Below are 16,358 nucleotides of genomic sequence, written 5' to 3' on the forward strand. Positions count from 1 at the left end.
TCGAGGAACCAGGCCATTCAGGTGCCGGCGGGAGGCCAGAAGTGAACGCACGGGCGGACCGGATCGCGGAGCCGTGGGGCAGCCGCGCCCCGTACCCCCGGCACGGGACGTGGCCGGGGCAGGTGGACATGTTCCTGGAGGAGGGCGTCGACGTCGACAGCGTCCAGCGATGGGTGCAGGCCGCCTCGATCCTGCATTCCGACGGGGACGCCATGGACATCGCCGTCGTCGAGGGCCGGATGGTCGGCGTACGGGGGCGCGCGGTCGACCGGGTCAATCACGGCCGGCTCGGCCCGAAGGATCTGTTCGGCTGGCAGGCCAACGCCTCCGCGGACCGCCTGACCCGGCCGCTGGTCCGGGAGGGCGGCCGGCTCGTCGAGACCGACTGGGAGACGGCCATGAGCCGCATCGTCGGCCGGTCCCGTACCCTGCTCGACGAACACGGGCCGGGCTCCGTCGGCTTCTACACCAGCGGGCAGCTGTTCCTCGAGGAGTACTACACGCTCGCCGTTCTGGCGAGGGCCGGGATCGGCACCCCGCACCTGGACGGGAACACCCGCCTGTGCACCGCGACAGCCGCCGAGGCGTTGAAGGAGACCTTCGGCTGCGACGGCCAGCCCGCGACTTACGACGACATCGACCACGCCGACGTCATCGCCCTGTTCGGCCACAACATCGCCGAGACCCAGCCGGTCCAGTGGATGCGCATCCTGGACCGGATGGAAGGCCCCGAACCGCCGCGGCTGCTCTGCGTCGACCCCCGGCCGACCCGGGTCGCCCGGATGGCCGCCGTGCACCTGGCACCCCGGACCGGAACCAACGTGGCATTGCTCAACGCCCTCAGCCACCAGCTGATCAGGGCAGGCCACATCGACCGTACGTACATCGCCGACCGCACCGTCGGGTACGACGAACTGGCACGACGCGTGCAGGACTGCACGCCCGCATGGGCCGCGGGCATCTGCGACGTCCCGGCGGCACGCATCGAGGAAGCGGCGGAGCTGCTCGGGCAGGCCGACCGGCTGCTGTCCACCGTGCTCCAGGGCGTCTACCAGTCCCACCAGGCGACCGCCGCCGCGGTGCAGGTCAACAACCTGCACCTGCTGCGCGGCATGCTGGGCCGGCCCGGCGCCGGGGTGCTCCAGATGAACGGGCAGCCCACCGCCCAGAACACCCGGGAGTGCGGTGCCAACGGCGACCTGCCGGGATTCAGGAACTGGCAGAACGACGAACACGTCGCCGACCTGGCCCGCGTGTGGAACGTCGAGCCTCGGACGATCCCGCACTACGGACCTCCCACCCACGCCATGCAGATGTTCCGCTACGCCGAGCAGGGGTCGCTGCGCATGCTCTGGGTCAGCGGGACCAACCCCGCCGTCTCCCTGCCCGAGCTGCGCAGGATCCGGTCGATCCTCTCCCGGGAGAGCCTGTTCGTCGTGGCGCAGGACCTGTTCCTCACCGAGACGGCGCAACTGGCGGACGTGGTGCTGCCCGCGGCCACCTGGGGGGAGAAGACCGGCACCTTCACCAATGCCGACCGCACCGTGCACCTGTCGGACAAGGCCGTCGAACCGCCCGGCACGGCCAAACCGGACCTGGACATCTTCCTGGACTACGCGACTCGCATGGGATTCCGCGACAAGGACGGCGAACCCCTCGTCACCTGGCACGATCCCGAGTCGGCGTTCGAGGCGTGGAAGAGGTGCAGCGAGGGCCGGCCCTGCGACTACACGGGTCTCAGCTATGACCTGCTGCGTGGCGGCAGCGGGGTGCAATGGCCCTGCAACGCCCAGGCGCCGGAGGGCACGGCACGCCTCTACACCGACGGCATCAGCTGGGCCGGTGCCGACACCTGTGAGTCGTACGGCAAGGACCTCGTCACCGGGGCCGCCGAGGGAGAGCAGGAGTACCGCTCCGCCAATCCCGACGGCAAAGCCATGTTCAAGGCGGCGGACTACCGGCCTCCGCACGAACTGCCCAGTGAGGACTACCCGTTCCGGCTCACCACGGGCAGGACGCTCTACCACTTCCACACGCGCACCAAGACCGCACGGGCACCGCAGCTCGACGCGGCCGCGCCCGATGTGTGGGTGGAGGCCTCGACGTCCGACGCGGCCGCGCTGGGGCTCGGCGAAGGCGACCTCGTCGAGGTCAGGACGGAGCGGGGCGCCCTGCAGGGCCGCCTGCGGGTCACGGACATCCGGTCCGGAACCCTGTTCGTACCGTTTCACTACGGCTACTGGGACACCGGGACGCCCGCCGGTCCGACGGGCGGCCGGCCCGGTCGTGCCGCGAACGAGACCACCGTCACCGACTGGGACCCCGCCTCCAAACAACCGCTGTTCAAGTCCGGCGCCGCGGCCATGACGCTCGTCAGGCGAGCGGACGGCCGGAGCGCCCCGGCGCCCACCACCACGGCCTCCGCCCCGGCGGCAGCCGGCACGGCTCCCCTCACCGAGGGCGGGCGGACCGCACGGGCCACCCGCGTGAGCGATGCGACGTGGGACAGCACCGAAAGGGGATCCGCATGACGGGCACCGACCTCGTTCTCGCGGCGCTCGCCCGCGGCGAACGCGGGCTCGCCGAGGCACTGGAAGATGTGGCGGACCGGCATCGCGCCGAGCACGAAGTCCACTTCGTCGCCAAGGACCTCGCCCGCTGGTCGCGGGACCACGTCCGGCGTCTGTCCGAAGCGGCGGACGAGCGGCGCGCCTCGCCGGCGGACACGGCCCAGGTTCTCTGGACGGGCGAGCAGTTCTCACCGCCCGCGGACACGGGCGGTCCCGCCGGCGGCCAGGGGCTGACACTGCTCCGTGATCTGCAGGCTCTGTACCTCTGCGCGGTGGCCAATTCGCTGTGCTGGGAGATGCTGGCGCACGCGGCGCAGGCGACGGGGAGCGAACGGCTGCTGAGCCTCGCCTCCGCCTGCCATCCGGAGACACTGCGGCAGATGAAATGGACCGACACGATGCTCAAGAACCTCTCACCGCAGCTGCTGACCCAGCAGTAGACCGGCGCTTCGAGAACCGCCCGCCCCCACGGCGGCGGGCGGCCGCACAGGCTTTCCAGGAGGGAAAACATGGCTGTCCGGACGGGTGAACCCGCACTTCCGCGGGGGCGCGGTGATCTTTCCGAGGGTGTTCTCGCCTACCTGCGGGGGAGCGGCGAACTGCCGGCCCTTGCTTTGGCGGACGAGGCCGATCCCTACGGCGAGGACCTGCACCTGGCGCTGTACGTCTGCTACGAACTGCACTACCGCGGCTTCGGGGAAGTGGCTCCGGAACGCGAATGGGACCCGGCACTGCTGGAGGTCCGCGCTGCGCTGGAGCGTCGTTTCGAGACGGCTCTGCGGAGCGATGCGCCACCCGACGCGGACCTGACCGCGACCCTCGACGCGCTGCTCGTCGAGCCCGTGCGAGGCACGGGGGTCTCACACTTCCTCCAGGAGAGCGGCACGTTGGAGCAGCTGCGCGCGTACGCCGTCCAGCGCTCCCTCTACCACCTGAAGGAAGCCGATCCTCACGCATGGGTGCTTCCGCGCCTCAGCGGGCGCGCCAAGGCCGGCATGGCCGCGGTCGAGTACGACGAGTTCGGCGCCGGCCGGGCGGAACGGGTGCACGCCCGGCTGTTCGCGGATCTCATGGCGGATCTGGGGCTGGAGACGGCGTACGGCCACTACGTGGACGAGGGCCACGCCGAGATGCTGGCCCTGGTCAACCTCATGTCCCTCTTCGGCCTGCACCGGCGGCTTCGTGGCGCCCTGGTCGGACACTTCGCCGCGGTGGAGATCACGTCGTCGCCCTCGTCACGGCGCCTGGCCCTCGCGATGAAGCGGGCGGAGGCGGGGCCGGCCGCGGAGCACTTCTACACCGAGCACGTGGAGGCGGACGCCGTCCACGAACAGATCGTCCGGCACGACGTCATCCGCGGGCTGCTGGACGAGGAACCGTCTCTTGAGGCCGACGTCGTGTTCGGGATCGACGCGACAGGCTGCCTGGAGGACCGGCTTGGCGAACGGCTGCTCTCCGACTGGCGCCGTTCTTCATCCGTCGACAGCTGATGAACGGGTACGGCTCGCCCAGTCGTCGCGCAAGGGTCCGGGAGGTGCCGCAGTGCGTTGTGGGGGAAGGTTGAAGGAGACCAGGGAGATGAGTCAGGAGCCGGGCGGGCGCGGTTCCCGGACGTGCGGCACGGGAGCGGCCCGGCGGCGCATGACCGGGTGTGGCTGAGGGTGTCCGGCTTGGAGAACGCGATGGTGCGGACCGTAGGTGTCGAGGAGGAACTGCTGCTCGTCGATCAGCAGAGTGGTGAGCCCCGGGCGCTGTCGACAGCCGTGCTGGCCCTCGCGGAAGGCCGTGCGGAAGGCCGTGCGGAGGAGGACTCGGCCTTCGAGTCGGAACTCCACCTCCAGCAGCTGGAGTTCGGCACCGAGCCGCGCCGTGACATGCGTGAACTCGCCGACGAGATCATCCGCTGTCGGGCCGAGGCCGCGGAGAGCGCCGCCCGGGCCGGGGCCGATGTGGTCGCCCTTGCGACTGCCCCGCTGCCCGTCAGTCCCTCGATCGGGGCCGGGGAGCGCTACCGCTGGCTGGCCGAGAGGTTCGGCCTGACCACGCAGGAGCAGCTCACCTGCGGATGCCACGTACACGTCTCCGTGGACTCGGACGAGGAGGGCGTCGGGGTGCTGGACCGTGTACGCCCATGGCTTCCGGTCGTGCTCGCGATGAGCGCCAATTCGCCCTTCTGGCAGGGCCAGGACACCGCCTACGGCAGCTACCGGAGCAGGGTCTGGGGGCGCTGGCCCTCGGCCGGGCCCGTCGAGACGTTCGGCTCCGCGCACCGCTATCACGAACAGGTCCAGGCGCTGGTCGACACGGGCGTCCTGCGCGACAAGGGGATGATCTACTTCGACGCCCGGCTCTCCCACCGATATCCGACCGTCGAGGTCAGGGTCGCGGACGTGTGCCTGGATCCGGCCGACGCCGTGCTGCTCGCCACGCTGGTGCGCGGCCTGGTCGAGACGGCGGCCCGCAGCTGGAGTGCGGGGGAGCCTCCCGACCCGGTAGGGGTGGGCCTCCTGCGCATGGCCGCCTGGCAGGCCGGCCGCGCCGGGCTGGAGGGAGAACTGCTTCACCCGGCGACCATGCGTCCCGAGCCCGCACCGGATGTGGTGGCTGCGCTGCTCGCGCATGTGCACGACGCGTTGGAGGACAGCGGTGACCTCGCAGCGGCCCAGGAGGCGGTCGGGCGCGTACTGGCTCGGGGGACGGGGGCGCGGACACAGCGGGAGGTGTTCGCGAGCACGGGCAGCCTGCACGCCGTGGTGGCCGAGTGCGTGTCGAGGACGCGGGGCTGACCCCGTGGCGCACCCGGCCCGTGATGACGCTTCACCGGCCGTCTTTCCGCGAGCGCGGGTCGTACGAGCACGGGAGCGGTCTGCGCAGGCTGCCGGGATCGATGACTGCCACCATGGGAGCATGGCACGCAAGGCGCTGATCGTCATCGACATGATCAACCCCTACGACCACGAGGATGCCGAGCGGCTCCTGCCGTCGGCGGAGCTGGCGGTGCCCGTCATCGCGGGGCTGCTGGAGAATGCTCGGGCGAACGGCACCCCGGTGATCTACGCCAACGACAACTTCGGGGACTGGCGCTCGCACCACGGCGAGATCGTCGAAGCGGCCATGGCAGGAGCCCGGCCGGATCTCGTCAAACCGCTGCAGCCCGACGGGACATCACTTTTCGTCGTCAAGGCCCGGCATTCGATCTTCTATGAGACGCCTCTGCCCTTTCTGCTCCGGCAGCTGGACGCCGACCACCTCATCCTCTGCGGTCAGGTGACGGAGCAGTGCATCCTCTACTCCGCGCTGGACGCGCACATCCGTCATATGCGTCTGACGATTCCGGAGGACGGCGTAGCCCATATTCATCCGGACCTCGCTCAGGCCGCACTGCGGATGATGGAGCGCAACATGGGTGCCCGCGTGTGCGCGGCCGGGGAGGTCGCGTGCTGACCCGGTCCGCGGCGACGCCGCGGACCGGTCGCAGCTCACTGACGCTTCGTTCCGACGCGTAGGTTTCGCCTCCCAAAGAACGGAGAACCATTTCATATGGTGCAATTCGGATACACGATGATGACCGAGCAGTCAGGGCCGCGGGCCCTCGTGGACGACCTGGTGTCGGCCGAGGAAGCGGGATTCGACTTCTCGGTGACGTCCGACCACTACTTTCCGTGGCTGGAGTCCCAGGGGCATGCCCCCTACGCCTGGAGCGTGCTGGGAGCGGCCGCGCAGGCCACCTCCCGCATCCGGCTGATGACGTACGTGACCTGTCCTACGACGCGCTACCACCCCGCCGTGGTGGCGCAGAAGGCCGCGACACTGCAGTTGCTGTCCGACGGGCGGTTCCGCCTCGGACTGGGGTCCGGTGAGAACCTCAACGAGCACGTGGTCGGCGCGGGATGGCCGACGGCCCAGGTGCGGCTGGAGATGCTCGAAGAAGCGGTGGAGATCATCCGCGCGCTGTTCGACGGCGGGTACGTGAACCACCACGGCACCCACTTCGACGTGGACAACGCCAAGCTGTGGGACGTACCGGAGGTCCGTGTCCCCATCGGTATCGCCGTCTCGGGAGACCGGTCCTGTGCGCTCGCGGGCCGTCTGGGTGACCTCGTCATCGCCACGGAGCCCAAGCAGGAGCTGCTCGCGGGTTTCGACCGCCACGGCGGAGGCGGAAAGCCGCGGGTGGGCCAGCTGCCCGTCTGCTACGACCGCGACCGGGACGCGGCCGTCGAGCGCGCGCATGACCAGTTCCGCTGGTCCGTCGGCGGCTGGAAGGTGAACTCCGAACTGCCGGGCCCCTCCGCGTTCGACCAGGCCACCCAGTACGTCCGCCCCGAGGACGTCGCACAGTCGGTGCCGTGTGGTGACGACGTCGAGGAGTTCGTCGAAGCGGTGCGCACGTTCGTCGATGCGGGATTCACCGAGGTCGCCCTCGTGCAGATCGGCGGTGCGCACCAGCAGCCCTTCATCCGATGGGCGCGCGAACAGCTCCTGCCCGCTCTGCGCGCCATCAGCTGAACGGCCGCAGGACCGTCGAGGCCCTGCGGCCGACGGGCGGCAGCCGCTGGTTCAGCTGCTCACCGCTTTGCGGAGCTGCTCCTTGTTCATCGTGGAGCGGCCCTCGACGTTCTTCCTCTTGGCCTCTTCGTACAGCTGGTCCCTGGTGCGGCCCTGCGCACCCTTGTGCGACCGCTCCCCACCGCGCTGGGAGGCCGACTTCGGGTCGCTCGTGGACGTCTTGCTCGACGTCTTCGACTCGCCCGAGCGCGCGCGTTCCTTGTTGACGGTGCGCGCGGCGATCTCCTTCGCGCGCTTCTCCGACTCACCGCGGTTCTCGGCGCTCTCCTTGACGTGCTCGTACTGACGCTCTCGCTTGCGGCTGGATCCTGCCGGCATGGCCTTCTCCTCCTGGTACTCGTGGGGTCTCTGCCCAGGGGCACGCGGCCCGCACCGGCAACAGTGATGCGGCACCGCCGTTACAGTCGGCTTACCACTGGGCCACGTCCGAAACATGGCACCGCCGCCACGAGTGCGCCCATCGGGCCGCGCGCTCGGGTGACCCTGTGCCATGGCTGGTACCGCGCGTCCTTGGGGTTCGCGGAAGGCCGGGGAATCACCCGCACGAGTAGAATGAAGGCCGGTCGGCGACCCGGTGGCACAACACAGCACGCTTCAGGGGAGGTGCTTCATGTCCCGGCCGACAACAGCCGAGGGCCTGCTGGACGAGTACGGGCGTACCTACGCCGAGGAAGCCGGGATCCGGCTCCGGAACACACCCTCGCCGCTGTACCGGCTGCTCACGCTCTGCGTACTCCTGTCGGTGCGGATCAAGGCCGGCATCGCGGTGGCCGCGGCCCGGGAGCTGTCCGCGGCGGGGATGCGCACACCTCGGGCGATGGCGGGAGCCTCCTGGCAGGACCGGGTGGATGCGCTGGGCCGCGCGCACTATCGCCGTTACGACGAAAGCACGGCCACCGCGCTCGGGGACGGGGCGCAATTCGTCATCGACCGGTATCGGGGTGACCTGCGCCGGCTGCGCGAGGAGGCCGCCGGGGATCCGGAGCGGATCCGCGGGCTGCTGCGGGAGTTCCCTCGGATCGGGCCCGTGGGGGCGGACATCTTCAGCCGAGAGGCGCAGGGCGTGTGGCCCGAGCTGCGCCCGGCGTTCGACCGGCGGGCCCGCGACGCCGCTGCCGGACTGGGGCTCCCCGAGACGCCCGAAGGGCTGGCCCGCCTCGTCGAAGCCGAGGACCTGCCGAGACTGGCGGCCGCGCTGGTCCGGGTCGGACTGGCCAACTAGGGGCGTCCTGGTCGGACTGGCCAAATAGGGGCGGCCCCGGCGCGGGTGACCATCTGACGACCACGTAGCGGAGTCGGGTCCACCCGGCGTGCCGCTACGGTCTCGGGCACGAGTTGCCCCCTGCGCTCCGCGGATGGTGACACCGGCGCCGATGCGGCCTCGCACGGCACCGAAGCAGCGGGCGCCCGGCTCGCGGAGGCGGAAACCGTCGGACGCCCGGCACGGGACGTCCGCCGTCGGCGCACCGGTCGAAGAGCATGCAGTCGCCGGGCCCCGGCCCTGGGCAGGATCATCACCGGTGAGGTAGCCGCCGGACAGGGCCGCAGACGCTGAGCGCCTTTCCCGTCGCCGGACTCCTTGCGAAAACGCCTCACTCCGCCTGCGGATCTGTGCGCGGATCTGTGCGCGGACTCTCCCTTTCCGGCCGCCTGTGCGGCCGACGCCTCTGCCCCCTTCATGAGCGGCCCGGCGTCCTCGCCCGGCCGAGCGGATGGTCATGAACAGGACGAAAAGAGAGAAGTCGCAGGCGCGTCCGGCACCGGCCGCCCTTCGTTTCCCGATCGTTCAACTCGCCTTCTCCGGGCCGGATGTGTGCCGCCCCTAGTGTCCCTCGTGGTCATTCCAGGAAGGGACTCATGGACACTCTCCCCGCTATCCGGGCTCGCGGGATCGCCAAACGCTTCGGCGAGGTCATCGCGCTCGACGGCGTCGATCTGGATGTGACGCAGGGGCGGATCCACGGCTTGGCCGGACCCAACGGCGCCGGAAAGACGACCCTGCTCGGCCTCCTGCTGGGGCTGGCCGTCGCCGACGGCGGCCGGCTCGAGATCCTGGGTGCAGCGGTCGGGCGTGCCCTCGTCGCGCCCGGCGGAGTCGCCGGGTTCGTGGACGGGCCGGGACTCTATCCCTCGCTCACCGCTCGGCAGAACCTGGCCGCCATGGCCGCCCTGCGTGGCCGCGACGTGCCGACCGCGGGGATCGACGACGTGCTCGGCCAGGTAGGGCTCACGGACGTCGCCGACGACCGGACCCGCGGCTTCTCCCTCGGCATGCGTCAGCGCCTCGGTCTCGCCGCCGCCCTCCTGACCAAGCCCCGGCTTCTCGTGCTCGACGAGCCCTCGAACGGCCTCGACCCCGCCGGGAAGAGGTGCATACACGGGGTCCTCGGCCGGCTCGCGGCGGAGGGAACCGCGGTCGTGCTCTCAAGTCACCGCATGGACGACCTGGAGGCACTGTGTTCCGAGGTCACCATCCTCTCCACCGGGCGGGTCGTCTTCTCCGGTCCGCTGAGCCGACTGGCCGCCGAGAACCGTGAGCTCGAATACCGGGTGCTCACCTCCGACCCGCAGGCGGCCCGCGCGCTCGCCGCCGGTACGCCCGGGATCCAGGTCGCCGACGAGGGCACGTCGCCTCCGGACGCGGAGGTGCTCGTCGTGCGCTCCCTGGTGCCCGCCCTCGACGAACTGGTGGTGCAGTTCGTCCACGCGGGCATCGCCCTGCGGGAGCTCGCCCCTGTGGTGTCGCCGCTCGAAGCCGCGTTCCTTGCCCTGACGGAGCAGCAGGAGGACGGCCGATGACCGTCACAGACACGCCCACCGCGCCCGCGGCCCCTGTCCGCGAGGCCGCCGCCCGCCCCGTCCCGGTGACGCGGGCCTATCGCTTCGAGTTGCTCAAGCTCCTCTCGCAATGGCGGATCCGCCTGGTGATCCTTGCCTGCTGGCTCGCACCGGCGCTCTTCGTCGCCGCGGTGAGCCGGCAGAGCTCCCTCCCGGTCGACACCCTGTTCGGCCGGGGGATGCACGCCACGGGGTGGGCCGGACCACTCGTGGTGCTCGGTTTCGCGGGCATCTGGGCGCTGCCGCTGCTGACCTCGCTCGTGGCCGGCGACGTGTTCGCCTCCGAGGACCGCCTCGGGACCTGGCGCCACTTGCTCGTGGCGGTGCGGTCTCCTCGACGGATCTTCGCCGCCAAGGCACTGGCCAGTCTCACCGTCATCCTCCTGCTCGTGGCCGGGCTGGCCTGCTCCAGCGCAGCCGGCGGAGTCCTGGCGGTCGGCAACCGGCCGTTGACCGGCCTGGACGGTCACCTGTTGACCCCGACGGGCGCCGCGCTGCGGGTGCTGCTCGCCTGGGTCTGCGTCCTCGCACCGACGCTTGCCCTCGCAGCCGTGGGGCTTCTCGGTTCCGTCACGCTGGGCCGCTCCCCGATGGGGCTGCTGCTGCCCGCACTTGTCGCGCTCGCGACGCAACTCCTCCAGATGCTGCCCCTGCCCGTCGCCGTGCGTCTTGCGCTGCCCGGCTACGCGTTCATCGCGTGGAACGGTCTGTTCGCGAGCCCCATGCAACTCGGCCCACTCGTGATCGGCACAGCGGTCGGCCTCGTGTGGGCGGTGACCGCTACGGCTCTGGCGTACGTCCGGTTCATGCGGCGCGACTTCACCAACCCCACCGACGGCGACTCGCCCCGCCTCGCGATCACCGCCGGCGCCCTGCCGCTGGTCGCACTCCTCGCCGTGACGGTCGCAGGGGTCGCCGTGACGACCACGGCCGAGGGCTCCGGGATCGAGCAGATCAAGATGGAACGCTCGGTCGCCACGGAATTCGCGCACCTGTACCGCCAACAGACGGGACAGCTCCACCGGCCCGACGTCACCGAGGGGCAGTTGCGGGCCACCGCCGCCTGCACCAAGGGCGACCTCGCGGACGAGGCGCACGGGCCGGGCAACGACTGGCGCTGCGTCGTTTCCTGGCACCTCCCCGGCATCGAGGCCACCGGGACGGCGGTCTACCAACTCGATGTGACCCCGGACGGCCGGTTCATGGCCGACGGTGACGGCCCCAAGGAAGTGAACGGCTACTTCCTGGTGCGGACCCCGGCCGGGGACACGCCGAACCCGCTCTGGCAGTTCGACGGCAATGTCGAGCTGCTCGGCACGACGAAGGGATGACTCCATGCAGGTAACACGCCGCAGGCGTGCCGAGAAGGTCCGCTCGGGCCCTCCCGGCAGACGCATCGGCCGGATCCCTCTGGTGACGGCGGGCCTCACCGCCCTCGCGGTCGCCGCCGCCGGAACGGCCTTCGCCAGGACGCAGCAGTTCGGCACCGACCAGGTCGGCCAGGTCACCCGTCAGGGCCAGGTCGTCTCCAGCGACCAGTACATCGCTCCGTACGGCGAGCGCCTGGTCATCAACAACGGCAAGATCATGTCGTCCGCGGTCAGCCCGGACGGCACCCACCTCGCGGCCTCGGTCACCGACGGTGGTGCCGCCCTGTCCATCGTGGACCTGAAGAGCTGGAAGGTGCAGCAGCTGGTCAGCAGCGCCGCGTCGTCGACCCCGCGCCTCGGCAGCAACGCCGTGGGGCAGGAAGGCCCCACGTACTCGCCCGACGGCACCCAGCTGTGGCTCGGCCAGCCCGACGGATACACCCGCTTCCGTGTGAACCCGGACGGAAGCGTCACCGGCCCGACGTCCGTCACGATCCCGGCGGACGGCCCCCGGCACGCCCTGGCGGGCGAGGCGGTGTTCTCGCCGGACGGCGCCACCGTGTACAGCGCGGTCAACGGACAGAACCGGGTGGTCGCCATCGACGCGGCGACCGGGGCCAACGAGCGGAGCTGGCAGGTCGGCAACGCGCCGCGCGACATGGTCGAGGTCGGCGGAAAGCTCTACGTCAGCAACGAGGGTGGACGTACGGCGCGAGCCGGTGACACCACGATCAACTCGTACAACACGCAGGTGCCGGCCGACCCGGTCACCGCGGCCACCACCACCGGCACGGTCAGCGTCATCGACCTGGAGGAGCCGGAGGCCGCAGTCCGGAGCATCGGCGTCGGACTGCACCCGACCGCCATGTACGCCAAGAAGGGGGCCCTGTTCGTCACCAACACGGCCACCAACGACGTGTCGGTCATCAGGACCGCCGACGACAAGGTCGTGCAGACCATCGCCACCCGCCCGTGGCCGGAGGCGTCCGTGGGTTACGAGCCCGACGCCGTGACGCTCACCGACGACGGCCACCTGCTGGTCACGCTCGGCCGCGCGAACGCGGTCGCCGTCTACCGGTACACGAGCCCCCAGGAACCGGTGAGTTACGTCGGCCTGCTCCCGACGGACTACTTCCCGGCGGAGATCGCCACCGTGGGCGACCAGGTACTCGTCTCCCACACCCGCGGCATCGACGCCCGCCGGCCCACCACCGGCGCCGGGCACGCCACCCACGACACGACGTCGAGCCTGACGCGGTTCGCGCTGCCCAGCGACAGGACCATCAAGTCCGAGACGGCCAAGGTCTTCAAGCAGAACGGCTGGACCAGAGGTTCCGTCAAGGTCGCCGAGGGCAGGAGCAACGCCAGACCGGTACCGGTGCCCGCTCGGCTCGGCGACCCTTCGCCGATCAAGCACATCTTCATGATCGTCAAGGAGAACCGGACCTACGACCAGGTCCTCGGCGACATACCCGAAGGCAACGGCGACCCGTCGCTGACCCAGTTCGGCGAGAACGTCACACCGAACCAGCACGCGCTCGCCAAGCAGTTCGGGCTGTACGACAACACGTACGACATCGGCACGAACTCCGCCGAGGGACACAACTGGCTGATGCAGGCGGACAACCCCGAGTACACGGAGTCCTCGGCCGGAGAGTACCTCCGCAGCTACGACACCGAGGACGACGCCCTCGGCCACCAGCGGACGGGCTTCATCTGGACCGGCGCGCAGGCGGCAGGCAAGTCGGTGCGGAACTTCGGTGAGTTCCAGCAGTTCCTCACCAAACCGGCGGGCGCGAGCTGGCAGAACCTGTACTGCGACAGCAAGAACATGGAGGCGACCGGCCAGGACACCGCCTACCCCCTGATCTCGTCCTCGCCGATCCCGTCGCTCAACGACGTGTCGGTCCACGGCTTCCCGAAGTTCGACACCAGTGTCCCGGACGTCTACCGGTACGGGATCTGGAAGCGCGACTTCGAGAAGAACGGGCCCGCGAACCTGAACATGTTCTGGCTCTCCAGCGACCACACCGGCGGCCCGGCCAACGCGGCCGCCCAGGTGGCCGACAACGATCTCGCGGTCGGCAGGATGGTCGACGAGATCTCGCACAGCGCGTACTGGAAGGACTCCGCGATCTTCGTCGTCGAGGACGACTCCCAGGCAGGACTCGACCACGTCGACGGCCACCGGGCCCCCATCCAGATCATCAGCCCCTACGCCCGGCGGGGAGTCGTCGACAGCCGCTACTACACCCAGATCACGATGATCCGCACCATCGAGCAGATCCTCGGGATCCACCCGATGAACCAGAAGGACAGCGCGGCCACCCCGATGACCGGGGCGTTCACCAGGAAGGCGGACTTCACTCCGTTCGACTCCCTCGCCAACCGGACGCCGCTGACCGACGGACTGGCGACCCCACCCGCCTGCGGCCTCGACACCCCGGCACCCCAGAATCCCCGGGCGGCGGCCGTCCCGTCGGCGAAGGTGCCTGCGGCCATGCGGCCGCTCGCGTCACAGTGGGACGACTGGAAGTCCCGGCAGCGGCTGACCGGCCCCCACGCCGTACCCGACTATGCGAACCCCGCTCAGATGAACCACTTCACGTGGTACGAGACGCACAACTGGAAGCAGCCGTACCCCGGGGAGAAGAAGATCTTCGCTCCCGCGGACGTACCCGGCGCCTTCATCCCGTCGCCGGAGTCCGACGGCTGATCGGGAGGAGCTGACCGGAGAACAGGGACCTGCGGGGCCGGCCGGCGAGACCGGCCGGCCCCGCAGACGCTGTCCGACAGCCACTGTCGCGAACGGGCCTCGGCGTCGGGCGGAGGACCGGCGGCTGGTCCCGCTACGGTTGGTCCGCATGACGCACTCCGACACCACCACCACCGACATCGAGATGACTGCCGAGCTGGTACGGGAACTGCTGCGCGACCAGCATCCCGATCTGGCCGATCGGCCGGTGCGGTTCGGGGCGCGCGGCTGGGACAACCAGCTGTGGCGGCTCGGCGACGACCTTGCCGTACGGCTGCCATGGGCCACGCAGTCAGCGGACGAGCTGCTGCGTGAGGAGCACACCTGGCTGCCGGTCCTCGCCCCGGGCCTTCCGTTGCAGATCCCCGTCCCCCAGCGGCTCGGCGAGCCCTCCGAACGGTTTCCGCGGCCCTGGATCGTCACCACCTGGGTGCCGGGCGAACCCGCCGACCGAGCCCCGGCTACCAGGGCCACGGATGCGGCCGACGCCCTGGCCCGCTTCCTGACGGCACTTCATCAACCAGCCGCCGACACGGCACCCCTCGGCCGTTTCGGCCGTGGCGGGCCGTTGTCCGGCCTCTCCGAAGACCTGCTCAGGGCACTCGACTCCGCGGCCGACCGAGGGCTGGTCCCGGACCCGGACGCCGTCCGCGCGGTCTGGGAGGACGCCGTTGCCGCTCCCGGGTGGAACGGCCCCGCGCTGTGGCTCCACGGTGACCTGCACCCGGCCAACGTCCTCACCGCGGACGGCACCATCTGCGGCGTGATCGACTTCGGCGATCTCTGTTCGGGGGATCCTGCCTGCGACCTCGCCGCTGCCTGGGTGCTGCTGCCCGACGACGCGGTCGGCCGCTTCCACGACACCTACCGGCCGGCCGCCGACGACGCCACCCTGCGCCGGGCGCGCGGCTGGGCCGTCCGCCAGGCTGTCGCCGGAATCCTCATCGCGGACGCCGGCGTCCACGGCCGCCCCGGTGGCAAGGTCACCTGGGGCCCACCCGCCGAGGCCGCTCTGCGGCGCCTCGTAGCGACAGTCCGCTGAGCGGTCGGCCGGGCCGTGCCCATCATGTGAGGGTGCGCTCCCGGCACCGCAGGATCCCGGTGCTTCAGGGGCGGCTGGTCAGGTAGCCGCCCATCGAGGTGAAGTACTCCGCCGCGGGCATCTCCCGGCCGTCCTCGGTGCGGACGCGGGTGAGGGCCAGGCCGTGGTTGCGTCCGGTGCGTGCGTCCGCACCGGCGACGATCACCACGCCTTCTCCCTCGCGGTAGAAGACGCGTCCGGGTGTCCCGCCGTACCGGCCCTGGGACACCACGGCGGCGAGGACCTCCAGGCGTTTGCCCCGGTGGAAGGCGAAGGCGCTGGGGTAGGGCTCGGACTGGGCGCGCACCAGGCGTTCGAGGTCCTGAGCGGGCCAGGTCCAGTCGATGCGGATGTCCTCGGCGGAACGCTTGTGGAAGAAGCTCGCCCGGGAGCGGTCCTGCTTGGTGAACTCCGTCTGCCCGCCGGCGATGAGGTCGAGTGCACCGGTGGTGACCGGGGCGATGAGGTCGACGGTCTTGTGGAAGAGGTCGGTGGCGGTGTCCTCCGGTCCGACCGGAACGGCTTCCTGCCGGACGATGTCGCCGGCGTCGAGCTCGTCGTTCATCATGTGCGCGGTGACACCCACTTCGCGCTCGCCGTTGATCAGGGCCCAGATCAGCGGCGAGAAGCCTGCGTACTTCGGCAGCAGCGAGTCATGGATGTTCAGCGTGCCGCGGCGGGGGAGGGCGAAGACGCGGGGAGGGATCCAGGTCCGCCAGTTGTTGGCCACGATGATGTCCGGGTCGGCCTCCTTGAGGCGCTCGAACAACTCCTCGTCGTCGGGGCGGTTGCGGATCAGCACCGGGACGCCGTGCTCTTCGGCGAGGTCGGCGACGGAGTCGCTCCAGATCTTCTCGTACGCGTGGTCGCTCCTGGGGTGGGTCACGACCAGCACCACGTCGTGCTCGGAGTCCAGAAGGGCTTGCAGGGTGCGGTGCCCCCAGGTCTGGTAACCGAACATGACGACCCGCATAGGGGTTCCTCCTCAGCGTAGGGATGGAGCGACGCCAGTAAAGCAAGGCTTACCTAATCTGGCAACGCATGCACGGAGTGCCGCAGTTGGCCGATCGGGGTGACCTCGACCGGCCGGTTCTGGCCTATCGACAGCATCGCACGATTAGCTTAGGCTCACCTAAGTTCATCGGGTCGCTCCATCGGCGTGCCCGTCTCTCGCG

The 16,358-nt window shown here is 70.4% G+C and carries 13 protein-coding genes; 11 read left to right on the forward strand and 2 right to left on the reverse strand.

What is annotated here, in order from left to right; all coding sequences use genetic code 11:
• The first annotated feature begins 41 nt into the window (after positions 1–41).
• From OG538_RS33795 to OG538_RS33820, 6 genes are all read left to right on the forward strand, one after another.
• Positions 42–2,531, forward strand: a complete 2,490-nt coding sequence (locus OG538_RS33795; RefSeq protein WP_406099379.1) for a molybdopterin oxidoreductase family protein — start codon at positions 42–44, stop codon at positions 2,529–2,531.
• Positions 2,528–3,010, forward strand: a complete 483-nt coding sequence (locus OG538_RS33800; RefSeq protein WP_406099380.1) for a hypothetical protein — start codon at positions 2,528–2,530, stop codon at positions 3,008–3,010. The genes OG538_RS33795 and OG538_RS33800 overlap by 4 nt, the downstream gene beginning before the upstream one ends.
• Before the next feature lie 69 nt (positions 3,011–3,079).
• Complete coding sequence (locus OG538_RS33805; protein ID WP_406099381.1) at positions 3,080–4,060, forward strand: iron-containing redox enzyme family protein; 981 nt, start codon at positions 3,080–3,082, stop codon at positions 4,058–4,060.
• A gap of 192 nt (positions 4,061–4,252) precedes the next feature.
• Positions 4,253–5,356, forward strand: coding sequence for a glutamate--cysteine ligase (locus OG538_RS33810; protein WP_406099382.1), 1,104 nt, complete (start codon positions 4,253–4,255; stop codon positions 5,354–5,356).
• Between the two features lie 121 nt (positions 5,357–5,477).
• On the forward strand, positions 5,478–6,014 hold the full coding sequence (locus OG538_RS33815; RefSeq protein WP_406099384.1) for a cysteine hydrolase family protein: 537 nt from the start codon (positions 5,478–5,480) through the stop codon (positions 6,012–6,014).
• A 96-nt stretch (positions 6,015–6,110) separates the two neighbouring features.
• Positions 6,111–7,079: an LLM class F420-dependent oxidoreductase gene (locus OG538_RS33820; RefSeq protein WP_406099386.1), complete on the forward strand. Its 969-nt coding sequence runs from the start codon at positions 6,111–6,113 to the stop codon at positions 7,077–7,079.
• Positions 7,080–7,130: 51 nt separating this feature from the next.
• Here OG538_RS33820 and OG538_RS33825 read toward each other — a convergent pair whose 3' ends face one another.
• A complete protein-coding gene (locus tag OG538_RS33825; RefSeq protein WP_406099387.1) occupies positions 7,131–7,457 on the reverse strand; it encodes a plasmid stabilization protein in 327 nt (108 codons plus the stop codon).
• Between the two features lie 292 nt (positions 7,458–7,749).
• On the opposite strand from OG538_RS33825, the gene OG538_RS33830 reads away from it, so the two are divergent.
• From OG538_RS33830 to OG538_RS33850, 5 genes are all read left to right on the forward strand, one after another.
• Positions 7,750–8,361, forward strand: coding sequence for an endonuclease (locus OG538_RS33830; RefSeq protein WP_406099388.1), 612 nt, complete (start codon positions 7,750–7,752; stop codon positions 8,359–8,361).
• 635 nt (positions 8,362–8,996) lie between these two features.
• Positions 8,997–9,938, forward strand: a complete 942-nt coding sequence (locus OG538_RS33835) for an ABC transporter ATP-binding protein (protein WP_406099390.1) — start codon at positions 8,997–8,999, stop codon at positions 9,936–9,938.
• Positions 9,935–11,308 carry an ABC transporter permease gene (locus OG538_RS33840; RefSeq protein ID WP_406099391.1) on the forward strand — a complete coding sequence of 458 codons (1,374 nt, stop codon included), beginning with the start codon at positions 9,935–9,937 and terminating at the stop codon, positions 11,306–11,308. The genes OG538_RS33835 and OG538_RS33840 overlap by 4 nt, the downstream gene beginning before the upstream one ends.
• Positions 11,309–11,312: 4 nt before the next feature.
• Positions 11,313–14,063 (forward strand): phosphoesterase, encoded by a 2,751-nt coding sequence (locus OG538_RS33845; protein WP_406099392.1) that lies wholly within the window; start codon positions 11,313–11,315, stop codon positions 14,061–14,063.
• Positions 14,064–14,211: 148 nt separating this feature from the next.
• On the forward strand, positions 14,212–15,144 hold the full coding sequence (locus OG538_RS33850) for an aminoglycoside phosphotransferase family protein (RefSeq protein WP_406099393.1): 933 nt from the start codon (positions 14,212–14,214) through the stop codon (positions 15,142–15,144).
• A 64-nt stretch (positions 15,145–15,208) separates the two neighbouring features.
• Here OG538_RS33850 and OG538_RS33855 read toward each other — a convergent pair whose 3' ends face one another.
• On the reverse strand, positions 15,209–16,156 hold the full coding sequence (locus OG538_RS33855; protein WP_406099394.1) for a methionyl-tRNA formyltransferase: 948 nt from the start codon (positions 16,154–16,156) through the stop codon (positions 15,209–15,211).
• Between the last annotated feature and the right edge of the window lie 202 nt (positions 16,157–16,358).

The organism is Streptomyces sp. NBC_01013, from assembly GCF_045162765.1.
In the GTDB taxonomy this organism is placed as follows: domain Bacteria; phylum Actinomycetota; class Actinomycetes; order Streptomycetales; family Streptomycetaceae; genus Streptomyces.